Annotated in this window: 10 protein-coding genes and 1 pseudogene; 9 read left to right on the forward strand and 2 right to left on the reverse strand. The window is 45.4% G+C overall.

The features are described from left to right. From K8S13_RS07695 to K8S13_RS07710, 4 genes and pseudogenes are all read left to right on the forward strand, one after another. Positions 1-591: pseudogene (locus K8S13_RS07695) on the forward strand (glutamate synthase); the annotation flags it as partial. Next, positions 555-2,189 carry a glutamate synthase-related protein gene (locus K8S13_RS07700; RefSeq protein ID WP_291461696.1) on the forward strand — a complete coding sequence of 545 codons (1,635 nt, stop codon included), beginning with the start codon at positions 555-557 and terminating at the stop codon, positions 2,187-2,189. The pseudogene K8S13_RS07695 and the gene K8S13_RS07700, both read left to right, overlap by 37 nt. 13 nt (positions 2,190-2,202) lie before the next feature. Further along, entirely contained in the window at positions 2,203-4,542 is a 2,340-nt protein-coding gene (locus K8S13_RS07705) for an FAD-dependent oxidoreductase (RefSeq protein ID WP_291461697.1), read from the forward strand. A 75-nt stretch (positions 4,543-4,617) separates the two neighbouring features. Further along, entirely contained in the window at positions 4,618-5,340 is a 723-nt protein-coding gene (locus K8S13_RS07710; protein ID WP_291461698.1) for a GAF and ANTAR domain-containing protein, read from the forward strand. Positions 5,341-5,395: 55 nt separating this feature from the next. On the opposite strand, the gene K8S13_RS07715 is transcribed toward K8S13_RS07710, so the two are convergent. Together K8S13_RS07715 and K8S13_RS07720 are read right to left on the reverse strand one after the other, a co-directional pair. Next, positions 5,396-6,112, reverse strand: coding sequence for a CPBP family glutamic-type intramembrane protease (locus K8S13_RS07715; RefSeq protein WP_291461699.1), 717 nt, complete (start codon positions 6,110-6,112; stop codon positions 5,396-5,398). A gap of 37 nt (positions 6,113-6,149) precedes the next feature. Continuing rightward, entirely contained in the window at positions 6,150-7,871 is a 1,722-nt protein-coding gene (locus tag K8S13_RS07720; RefSeq protein ID WP_291461700.1) for a DEAD/DEAH box helicase, read from the reverse strand. Positions 7,872-8,125: 254 nt separating this feature from the next. Between K8S13_RS07720 and K8S13_RS07725 the strand changes: the two genes are divergently transcribed. The 5 genes from K8S13_RS07725 to K8S13_RS07745 form a co-directional block, all read left to right on the forward strand. Beyond that, entirely contained in the window at positions 8,126-8,530 is a 405-nt protein-coding gene (locus K8S13_RS07725; protein WP_291461702.1) for a hydrogenase iron-sulfur subunit, read from the forward strand. Between the two features lie 192 nt (positions 8,531-8,722). Next, positions 8,723-9,391, forward strand: coding sequence for a methylenetetrahydrofolate reductase C-terminal domain-containing protein (locus K8S13_RS07730; protein ID WP_291461704.1), 669 nt, complete (start codon positions 8,723-8,725; stop codon positions 9,389-9,391). After that, positions 9,388-10,296 carry a methylenetetrahydrofolate reductase gene (locus K8S13_RS07735; protein WP_291461705.1) on the forward strand — a complete coding sequence of 303 codons (909 nt, stop codon included), beginning with the start codon at positions 9,388-9,390 and terminating at the stop codon, positions 10,294-10,296. The genes K8S13_RS07730 and K8S13_RS07735 overlap by 4 nt, the downstream gene beginning before the upstream one ends. A 36-nt stretch (positions 10,297-10,332) precedes the next feature. After that, the gene (locus tag K8S13_RS07740) at positions 10,333-11,751 is read left to right on the forward strand and encodes a glutamate synthase-related protein (protein WP_291461706.1); all 1,419 of its coding nucleotides are present in this window, start codon (positions 10,333-10,335) and stop codon (positions 11,749-11,751) included. A gap of 3 nt (positions 11,752-11,754) precedes the next feature. Further along, positions 11,755-12,284 (forward strand): 4Fe-4S binding protein (locus K8S13_RS07745; RefSeq protein ID WP_291461707.1); only part of this gene is annotated, 530 nt, incomplete at its 3' end.

Consider the following 12,284-nt stretch of genomic DNA (forward strand, 5'->3'; position numbering starts at 1 on the left):
AGACAAAATACGAATTATGCCATTAATCTCTATGCCTGCCACCCTTTTTTTATAAAGGGATACTGCACTATGACCAATGGAGAAAATACCGCCTTTATCCCCATAAAGGATTTTCTGACATCAAGAGATTTCCCCGGCTACAGGGGATATCAGTCCGATTCCGAGGTATTTGCCCATATTCTTCATTATTCAATGGTTGGCCTTGGTCTGGGAATTGATGCCTATAAGCATGTTATTACGCCTTTGCAGGAAGATGATCTTCAAAAGCATCCGGATGCCCAATTTCTATCCCATTTGAAAAGAACCTGCCGGCCCCTTATTATTGATGGCCCAAATTGTGTCATCGGTACGCTGCCGGACCATTCCATGTTCATGGCCCAGGACAGGAAAAAACTTCGCCCCGGTGTTGTCGGCGGAAAACCCGGCATGTTTGGATTTTCCTCTGAAATCTGCGGCCTTGATGCCGTCATCCCGGACCGGGATAAAACAAAAGATATCCAACCCATGCACCTTGATACAGCAATTGTCAGCCCTGACCGTCAGGAGGTAAAAATATGTCGTCAAACCGAAGCCTTGAACCTTCCTCTTTAAGCCTGAATGATCTGCCGTGGCAGATTAACTATAACAATGACAGATGTACCCTGTGCGGACAGTGCACTGCCGTCTGTCCTGTCAAGGCCATTGAATTAAGTGTGTTTCAAAAAAGAATTATTAAAACTTCGATTGAAAAAAATAAAAACCATTCCAACCAGTATGACACCTTTTATGGCATCCGCCAGAAAACCCGTGTGGAGAATGCCTGCATCGGCTGTGCCATGTGTACCATGGTCTGCCCCAATGATGCCATTACCCCTGTAAGAAACCCCGGACTGGACAGGCTCAAGTTTCACATTAACCAGCAGGGGGTTCCCAGAAGACGCGGCGGCAGAAGGAATGCATCCCAATCCATACTGGACAGAATCAAGTTCACCCGGATCTCAATGCTTACCGACCCTGCGCTGGATGCGGGCCGCCATGAATTTGAAATGAGAACCCTTCTGGGTCGGGTCCTCTCCCCCAGGGAAAACATCAAACGGTTGAGAAAAAAAGGCTGGATTCCACCGGTCAGAGAAATCTATCCATTGATCATCGGTGGCATGTCCTTTGGAGCGCTTTCTCCCACCATGTGGGAAGGTCTTCAAATGGGGGTTGCCTATCTGAATGAAGAACTTGGGATGCCCGTCCGAATATCGACTGGAGAAGGCGGATGTCCGCCGCGACTGCTAAAATCCAGATTTTTAAAATATGTGATTCTCCAGGTTGCCTCGGGATATTTTGGATGGGATGAAATTATTCATGCCATTCCCCATATGAAAGAAGACCCCTGCGCCATTGAAATTAAATATGGTCAAGGGGCTAAACCAGGAGATGGTGGTCTTTTAATGTGGCACAAAGTGAATAAATTGATTGCAGCCATCCGGGGAGTTCCCCAGGGAATCAGTCTGCCAAGCCCGCCCACCCATCAGACCCAGTATTCAATAGAAGAGTCTGTGGCAAAGATGATCCTGTCCATGTCCATGGCTTGGGGGTTCAGGGTGCCGGTCTATCCGAAAATATCCGCCTCTTCGACTTCCCTTGCCGTATTGAACAACCTGAGCCGTAATGATTATGCGTCAGGACTTGCCATTGACGGTGAAGATGGTGGTACAGGGGCTGCCTATACAGTTTCCATGGATCATATGGGTCACCCCATAGCCTCCTGTATCAGGGATAATTATCTGAACCTCACTAAAATCGGAAAACAAAACGAAATCCCCATCTTTGCCGGTGGCGGAATCGGTAAAAATGGAAATCTTGCTGCCAATGCAGCTGCATTGATCATGCTGGGTGCCAGCGGTGTCCAGGTGGGGAAATATGTCATGCAGGCGGCTGCCGGTTGCGTGGGCACGGAAGAAGACCGTTGCAATGTCTGTAATGTGGGTATCTGCCCTAAAGGCATCACCTCCCAGGATCCAAGACTATACAGAAGGCTTGACCCGGAAGACGTGGCACAAAGAATCGTGGATCTTTTTATCTCCTTTGACACTGAGCTTAAAAAAATAGTCGCCCCGCTTGGACGCTCAACATCCCTTCCCATCGGGATGTCCGATGCCCTTGGAATTGATGATCATGCGGCAGCAGAACGCCTCAGTATAAAGTATGTGGTCTAGGAAGGTGTGAACAATGACAAAAACGAATAGAGATGCATTTATTAAAATATCCGGTAAAAAAGATGGTAAAAGAATTTCTTCCAGGGTTTTAGAAGAAATCATTCACCGGCATATAAAAAACGGTCGTAGAAGCATTGAAGTGGAAGGATTCGGACAACATGGCATAGGTGGAAGGCTCTGGGATACCGGAACTGAGAAAACCTATATCCGGATTACAGGCCAGTCCGGCCAGAGAACCGGCTCCATGGGCAATGCAAATACCCGGATTGAAGTTATGGGACCGGCCTCGGATGATATTGGATGGCTCAATGCAGGTGCCCAGATTATTGTTCACGGACACACTTCCAATGGAGTAATGAATGGTGCTGCCCAGGGCAAAGTCTATATTGGCGGTTCCATTGGCGCCCGGGGCATGACCATGACCAAAAGAAACCCAAGATTTGAACCGCCTGAACTCTGGGTTCTGGGAATGGCGGGAGATTATTTTGGTGAATTCATGGCCGGTGGTATTGCCGTTATCTGCGGTCACAACACAGGCCCGCAGGATCAGATCTTAGGCTACAGACCCCTTGTGGGAATGGTGGGGGGCAAAGTCTTTGTCAGGGGCAGCGTGCAGGGATTTTCACAAAAAGATGCCAGGCTGTCACCCCTGCCTGATGAAGAATGGAACTGGCTTCTCACTAACCTGGGTGTTTTCCTGAAAAAAATTAATAAAACCGATCTGCTAAAATCATTTTCCAAGCGCTCTCAATGGCAGCTTCTTGAAGCAAAGTCCCCCCGGGAAAAAGCCGACACCCCTGAAAAACCAGCCATGTCCTGGTTCAGGGAACAGGTCTGGGACAAGGAACTGGGTAAAGGGGGTCTTATCGGTGATCTCCAGGAAACCCAGAAAGACACTATTGCCTTGATCACCAGGGGAGATTTAAGAAGATATATTCCGGTATGGGAGGAAGGAAAATATATAGCGCCTTGCCAGGCTGCCTGCCCTACGGGTATTCCTGTTCAGGAAAGATGGAATATGGTGAGGCTGGATAATATTGACGAGGCCATCAGCATGGGGCTTGAATACACTCCGTTTCCGGCAACGGTCTGCGGGTACCTCTGTCCTAGCCCCTGTATGGCATCCTGCACCCGGAACCTGAATTATATGTCACCTATTGATGTGAAACTTTTAGGAAAAGCCGGAGAGAATGTCAAACTGCCGAAGCCCGCAAAAAAGAGCAAAAAGAAAATTGCCGTTATCGGTGCCGGACCCGGAGGTATCTCTGCGGCATGGCATTTAACCTTGAAAGGCCATACTGCTGTTTTGTTTGATACAAGCGATACCATTGGCGGCAAAATATCTTCTCTTATTCCCGGTTCGAGGGTACCAAAAGAGACACTTGAGGCAGAGCTCAAACGAGTTAAAAAAATAATCCCGGATATCAAATTAAACCAGAGAATTGACAGCAAAAAATTTTTAAAAATCAAATATGATTATGATTTCACCATTGTTGCAGCCGGTGCTAAAAAACCAAGATCTTTGCCCATCCCCGGCATTGAAAAAGCTGTCTTTGCCAATGATTTTCTGACAGAATCAAAAAAAGACAAATCAAAACCAGGGAAAAGAGTGGTGATTATCGGTGCTGGAAACGTGGGATGTGATGTCGCCACAGAAGCCCATCGCCTGGGTGCCAAAGAGATCACCATGATTGATGTACAGCAACCTGCTGCCTTTGGTAAAGAAAAAGAGGATGCCCAGGCCATAGGTGCGATATTCAGATGGCCCTGCTTTACAAAAAAAATCACAAAAACAGGCCTGGTACTTCAGGATGGTGAGGTTTTAAAAGCAAATACCGTCGTGATCTCCATTGGAGATGTCCCTGATCTTGATTTTATTGATGACTCCATTATAGTTGAGAATGGGTTGGTCGCAGTTGATCAATTCAGCCAAACTTCAGATCCAAGAGTATTTGCCATTGGAGATGTTGCAGGCCCGGGACTTATCACAGACGCCATTGGGGCGGGAAAAAGAGCGGCCGAAAGCATTGACCGGATCATTGCAGGAAAAAGCCCAGATCCTGGAAATATTTTGCCACAAATTGACAAGCAGCGGATCAGCCTTGAATATTACAACCCAAGGAGTATTGCTGACAATCTGATCGATTGTGGAGCGGACTGCGCATCCTGTGGAAAATGCAGGGACTGCGGCATCTGTGTGGCAATCTGCCCGGAAGGGGCCATTGAAAGAGTTGAAACAGGTAAGAATAATTTTGAATATAAAGTAGACGAAAATCTCTGTATCGGTTGCGGATTCTGTAAAGGCGCATGCCCTTGCGGAATATGGGATTTAATTCCCAATCCAGCTTTGTAGAAAAATTTAAAAAATGGAATTTATTATTTTTTCTATTGACGATGAATTATGATTTCTGATTAATATAAGAAGATTATGGAAAAACAAGAGACATATGACGGCTATATAAAAGCACTCACCGACATCAGCCGGGCAATCACCTCGGATCTCTTTATTGAAGACCTGTTAAAATTGATTGTCATGGTAACCGCCAAGGTTACCGGTGTTGAAATCTGTTCCCTTTGGCTTGTCAATGAAGATGAAAAACCACACAAGATACGCCTTAAGGCAACCCAGTCCATTTCACCGGACTATATCAAAGACCGGGCGCTTAATCTGGATGAAGGCGTTGTGGGCTATGTGGTGACCCACAAAAAACCTTTGATTCTTAAAGATGTTTTAGAAAGCGATCGATTCAAAGAAAAAGAGATGGCTAAAAAACTGGGCCTTGTCTCCATGGTCGGGATTCCTTTAAAAACAAAAGACGAAAAAGTCATTGGGGTCTTGAACTGTTTTACAGCCGAGCCCCATGATTTTTCCGATACGGAAGTCAATCTGTTAAGAGCGGTTGCCAATCAATCTGCCATCGCCATTGTCAATACGGAACTAATGGTTAAAACCCGTGTGATACAAGAGGAATTGGAAGCCCGTAAAAAGATAGAACAGGCCAAGGAAATTCTCATGCATAACCGTCAAATGACCGGTGATGCAGCCTATGGCTGGATACGAAAAAAAAGTATGGATTCAAGAAAATCTATCCGTGAAGTCGCAGAGGCAGTAATCCTCTCCAATGAAATCTTTAATGACGAGTCGCCTTAATAACCGGTACTGGCATAACCTTTTCACCAAGCCATTCCAAGCTATTATATCTTTCTTACCAAAATCCCCATTGGCCGGTAAGATAGACATATAAAGCCAGGGTTAAATTGGTTGTCCCATGTGCAACCATACAGGACAAGAGATCTTTTCTTATGATCCATAAAATGGATATCAGTATACTGTAAGCAACAGCAGCCAGCCACTGAACCGGCATGTGGCCTGCTGTAAATGCAATGGTTGAAATCCCAATGGCCATCAGGCTCCAGGCACCTGGTTTAACCTCGTTAATACTATTATGATCCAATGTTTCATTTAGGGGTGAGGCAATTTTGTTGTTTTGCCGGTTAACATCCCATTGAAACGCCGCTCTTAATATATAGCCCCTGATAAACAATTCTTCAAAAACAGGAACAATCAATGAGGCTGTAAAGAGTTTTAAAAAAAATTCTGTCCGGGTCCACGGCTCGCTTGAACTGTCCATAAAAGGAACCATACAAAGGCACCAGATAACAAGACCGGCAATCCCAAAAACAATCCCGTAAAGAACTGATCCAATTGGTTTCTTTGGGCCAGTGATCGGGGCATACCATTTCCAGGCCCAGTATAAAAGGAAAGGGACAATAATAATCTTCAGGATATAATTAATTTCAATGGGAATTCTTCCCTGGCTCAATGATGCAATTCCAACATATGCAAAATACGGGACAGCATATGGCAGAAGAAGATCCCGGTTGGGTATTATTTTTAATTCTCTGTCAGTTCTTTTATTCATGGCAATAACAGCCCGCACCTTTCTTTGGTTTAATTTTTCAAGCGCACTTTGAAATCGCCATCTGCCGGGATCTCACCCAGGTCTTCCCCAATAGCATGAAAGTTTCCTTTGGCATGCCAAAGGGAAGATCCACAAGAGAAAATTCCTGGTTGATATCAATGTTTCCGATGTATTTGCTCTCAAGACCGGCTTCATTTGAAATAGCACCCACAATATTTCCCGCCCGTACCCCGTGGCACCGGCCCACCTCAATGCGGTACCGTTCCATGCCCTTTTCTATAGGGATGATACTCACTATTTCTCGCGAAGATATTATTCCCATCTGTTTAGATTTTTTCTTTTTCGCAGGCAGATGTTTTTCATCAGAAATGATTTCCCGGTCCGGCCGGTCTTTCCTAATAGTTTTAACTTTTACCTTTATTTTGTCTTTATGGGCCGGCAAAAGGAAGGGGGTGTCCCCGTGGGCCAGTTTGGCAAGGGCAGCTGCAACCTGGGTTACAGGGATATCCTGTTCCCGGGCATATCCCTCAATCAATTCTATGAAAACACTTAAATCTTCTGATGCCAGGGTCTTAGTGATGGAGTGTTTAAAGTTGGCCACCCGTTTTTTATTGATGGCCTTATTGGAGGGCAGAGTGATTTCCTTGATCTTTTGTTTAGTGGCTTTTTCTATCACCCTCAACATCCAGCGCTCATTCCGGTTCACGAACAGGATGGCTTCTCCTGTGCGCCCGGCTCTGCCGGTTCTGCCGATCCTGTGGATATAGGGTTCCACCTTAGGCGGCATATCATAATTGATCACATGGGAGATCCGGTCCACATCTAAACCCCGGGCGGCTACATCTGTAGCCACTAAAATATCGATATAACCATTTTTCAACCGGCGAATGGTCCGCTCCCTGGCATTCTGGGCAATATCTCCGTTCAGGGCTTCTGCCTTGAATCCTTTATCTTCAAGGGTTTTTGCCACATCAAGGGTGGCGGTTTTTGTTTTGGTAAACACGATCACCCCGTCAAAAGAAACAGCCTCCAGAATCCGGGTCAGGGCCTGGGCCTTTTTAGCCCCTTTAACCATCCAATATTGCTGGTTGATGGTTGTAAGCTCTGTGGTGTCCGGTTTGACGATTATTTCTTTGGGGTTTATCAAATATTTTTGGGCAATTTTCCGAATGGGCCTGGGTATAGTGGCTGAAAAAAGTGCGGTCTGTGAATCATCCGGGGTTCTGTCCAGGATCCATTCCACATCATCAATAAAGCCCATATGAAGCATTTCATCGGCCTCATCCAGGACCACACAAAAAAGATCTGCAAAGGAAACGGTTTTTTTTCGCATATGATCCATGAGCCGCCCAGGCGTTCCCACTACCACATGGACGCCCCTTTTAAGTTGATTCAGCTGGACACCGTAACTCTGGCCCCCATACACGGACAAGACGTTCAAGCCTTTCATCCTGGCACCATATGTCTTAAAAGACTCGGCCACCTGGATAGCCAGCTCCCGGGTGGGGGTCAGCACCAATACCTGGGGTCGTTTATTATCAAGATCAATCCGGGACAACAGGGGCATGGCAAAGGCTGCGGTCTTACCGGTACCGGTCCGGGCCTGGCCCAGTATATCCTTTCCCTGTATCAGATGGGGAATAGCCAACGTCTGGATCGGTGTGGGAGTGTCATAGCCCACATCCTTCAATACAGAGAATACAGGGTGGCTCAGGTTCATTTCGTTAAACCCGGTCAAGGGTAAATTTTTCTGGAGCATAGGGGTTCCTTAAAAAAAAAGGTCGGGATCACCGACCAGGGAAATCAAAAAATATGATAATACACGAGTTTCTTAGATAGTGCAAACAATATTTTTTTGAAAAAGAATACTTGACATATTATGAAATAAATTTTAACCTGATTTTTACCGCTAAATACAATGGCGTATTAGCAAAGTTAAAAGAAAACAAAGGCGTTTTCCCAAATTATAACCTGGGCGAATGCCTTTTTTTATTTTAATTTTGGGAAGAAAAAATGAAAATTAATACCACACCAAAACTTACGCTGTTTCACTGTTTAAACTCTTTTGAAGAAACGGCCTCAATGTTTGACGGTTGTGACGTTAAAACCGTCAAGATGCCTTGCTCCTCAATGACAAAGGACATATACCTTTTAAAGGCCTTTGAATCAGGCGCAGATGCAGTCCTTGTTCTGGTCTGTCAGGAAAAGAGCTGTCGGTATGCCCAAGGCAGTATACGAGCAAAAAAACGGGTTGATTATGTAAAAACCATTCTGGATGATATCGGGATGGATGGCAGACGATTGAACATATTCAACACGACCGCAGAAGACCATGGGTCGATTAAAGATATTATTCAAAACACGATATCACAGCTTGAAACAATCGGCCCGAATCCTGCTTTAAATCATTTTAATTAATACCATCCCCATCGATGTTATTATAAAAAACCGGATTTGAAGCAAGGCTCAGATTTTTTTAGATTCTTGGTTTCATTGTGCATCACTCCCCTGATCAATGAAGCCAAGGATATATTAAAACTTAGGCCTTGCTTGAATCTGGTCTTTTTCTCAACCAGGCCCAAAATTAGGTCCAAAAAATGGAGTACCATAATGATAACCGCCAGTCAAAAACCCATAAATGAGATTATTGAACTTGTGGAACCCTATAAAAAGCTTTTAATCTTAGGTTGCGGCACCTGTGTAAAAACATGCTTTGCCGGTGGTGAAGATGAGGTTGCAGTCCTTGCGTCCGCCCTTCGGCTCAGCTTTAAAAAAATGGCAAGATCCATTGAAATAGAAGAACTGACTATAGAGCGCCAGTGTGAAAATGAATTTATTCAGGAAGCTTCCCCTGGCATTGCCAGGAATGATGCCGTTCTCTCCCTTGCTTGTGGGGCCGGCGTTCAGGCCATGGCAAAGCGGTTTGCAAAAGAAGTGGTATTACCGGGCTTAAATACAACATTTATAGGGATACAGGAAAGCCCCGGTATTTTTACTGAAGAATGTTCAGGGTGCGGCGACTGCAGCCTTGCAACATTCGGAGGCGTCTGTCCTGTCACCCGATGTGCCAAAAAACTCTTAAACGGCCCCTGTGGCGGTTCTCAGAACGGCTTTTGTGAAATTGATCCAAACACCCAATGCGCATGGCACCTGATTATTGAACGGCTGACCACTTTAGGCCAGCTGGATAATCTGAAAACCTACATCCCTCCAAAAAACTGGAATACCAGTCTTTCCGGTGGACCCAGAAAATTGATCAGAGAGGACCATATCATATGAAAACCTTGAGTAATCTTCATGAAAAACTGACCAAAGGTGAATTTGTGGTAACAGGGGAATGCGGCCCCCCAAGAGGTGCCAACAAAAAAGTGATTGATAGAAAAATCAGCTTGCTGAAAAGGTTTGTGGATGCAATAAATGTCACGGACAACCAGACGGCCATTGTCAGGATGTCCAGCATTGCAGCCTCTGCCCATCTGGTTGCCGCAGGGCTTGAACCTGTGATGCAGATGGTGGTAAGAGACCGGAATCGAATCGCCATTCAATCGGATATCATGGGTGCTTATTCTTTAGGAATTAAAAATATTTTATGCCTGTCCGGAGACCACCAGAAATTCGGCAGTCAGCCCGATGCCATGAATGTCTTTGACATTGACTCGGTCAATTTGATCCGGACGGTGAAGGATATGCGCGATAAAGGCAAAGACATGAGCGGGTTTGATCTGGATGTGGCACCCCAAATGTTTATTGGCGCGGCTGCCAATCCTTTTGCCGACCCCTTTGAATACCGTGTGATCCGCCTTGCCAAAAAAATTGATGCCGGTGCTGATTTTATCCAGACCCAGTGTATTTATAATATGGACCGGTTTAAGGAATGGATCAGACGGGCCAATAATGAAAACCTGACAGACAAGGTATATATCCTTGGCGGTGTCACCCCGTTAAGATCCGCCGGTATGGCAAGGTACATGAACAATAAGGTTGCCGGTATGGATATTCCTGAAACCATTATCAAACGAATGGATGGTGTTGACAAAAAAAACCAGGCAGATGAAGGCATAAAAATCTGCCTTGAAACCATTGAAGAACTAAAGGGACTCAAAGGGGTCCACGGGGTTCATATCATGGCCATTGAATGGGAAGAGGCTGTGGGCACAATTGTGAAACAGGCCGGGCTGAAATAGAACCAGGCTACGCACTAATTAAAAGGATAGTGAAACATGCCTAAAAAATATCAAATCCAAACAAAGGCTGCACCGCCAAAATTTTATCCCGTGGGTAAATATGCCACTATAGAATTCAGGGAAGACTGTGCCGGAAGCTGCAAAGAGTGTGTAAAAAAAAATTGCGTATATGACATATTCAAAGACAATTATCTGCATATGAGTCAAATGGATGAGCCTGAATATCTCTACGCCTGTAATTCATGTTTCAGGTGTATTCAGGAATGTACCAAAGGAATTTTCTCCCGGGTTGTCAATCCTGAGTATAGAGAAATCGGGGACGAATACTGGACACCCGATATCCTTGGCCGAACATGGTATCAGGCACATACCGGAAGCATTCCCGTATCCGGTGCCGGATACCGGGGCCCTTTTGTGGGCAAAGGCTTTGATTCCATGTGGACCGACATGTCCGAGATTGTTCGGCCCACCCGGGACGGCATCCATGGCCGGGAATATATCAATACCTGCATAGAACTTTCAAGACGACCGGAAAGGCTTGCATTTAATGAGGACGGGTCCCTTGCCATTGACATAAAACCCATTCTTGAGATCCCGCTTCCCATTTTGTTCCAGCACCCCGACTTTGGCATATTAAGCAAGAATGTACTTGTCTCCATGCTCAGAGCAGCCCAGACATTAGGAACAAAGATGCTTATTAATGCATCCGATGTCTATGAAGATCTGATGCCATTTGGACCCTTCATCATCCCTTTGGTAAAAAAAGATAATTTTCAAAATTATCCAAAGCTTCTGACCCATGTTGAAATGGTTGAAATTGAATATGAGCCCGGCATTGAAAAAATTTTTGGGGCTTTAAAAGCCATGAATGAAAACCTTGTTATCAGTGTCGGCTTAGAGCTGAAAGCTGATCTTGATTATGCCAAAACTTGCGTTGAGCTGTCTAAAACCGATATTGATACAATCCATGTATACGCAAACAGCAACGGCAGGGAATTTGAGTCTGACAATCCAAGGTTTATCAAGGATATGTTAAGGGATATCCATCTGGCATTGATTGATGCCGGCAAACGGCAGCAGCTCAATATCATTGCTTCCGGCGGGATCTGTATGGCCGAGCATGTGAATAAGGCCATTATCTGTGGTGCAGACGGGGTTACCATTGATCTGCCCCTGCTCATTGCCATGGAATGCCGCCTGTGCGACCGATGCAAAAATGGCCTTTCCTGTCCGGTTGAACTGGAAGCCATTGATCCGGCATACGGCAGCAACCGAATCACAAATCTCATGGGAGCCTGGAGAAACCAGATACTCGAAATGCTGGGTGCCATGGGATTAAGGGAAGCCAGAAGGCTTAGAGGTGAAGTCGGCCGTTCCATGTGGTTTGAGGATCTTGAAAAAGAGAGTTTTGCACCGATTTTTGGTGAACGGAAAATATCTATAGATGTAGGATAATTTATGAACCAAATTAAGCATCAGGTAAAACATCAATTGCCCGAAACCAAAGTAACTCCATCACGGTTTCGCAATACCATCGGCAAATATATCATTAAAAGAAATTCAAAATGCGTCTCCTGCGGAAAATGTGCAGAGATCTGCCCTTTCGGGGTCCACATTATGCCGGATAATCATGCTTCACCCTTGAGACCTGTTGAGCATAAGTGTATTGGATTTGACTGTAAAAAAACGGATCACTACTGCATTGAACACTGCCCGGAAGATGCCCTGGTCCTTAAAGATAATCCTCTCCTGGACACCATGGGAGATTACCGCTGGCCATCTGAAATGCTGCTGGGCCATTTTGCCATGGCAGAAACAGGGGATGCGCCCCATGTGGACCTTGAGTATAATCTTGGCAACTCAGGCGGCGGGTTTGACAAAATGCGGTTTATTGAACCTGACCCTGGTCTGGCTACTGATTTGGCTATAGGCATCAGTGATGAAGAGATTGACACCAGCATTGACTTGAATAAAACAGGAGACGACCG

This window comes from Desulfobacula sp., from assembly GCF_021107415.1.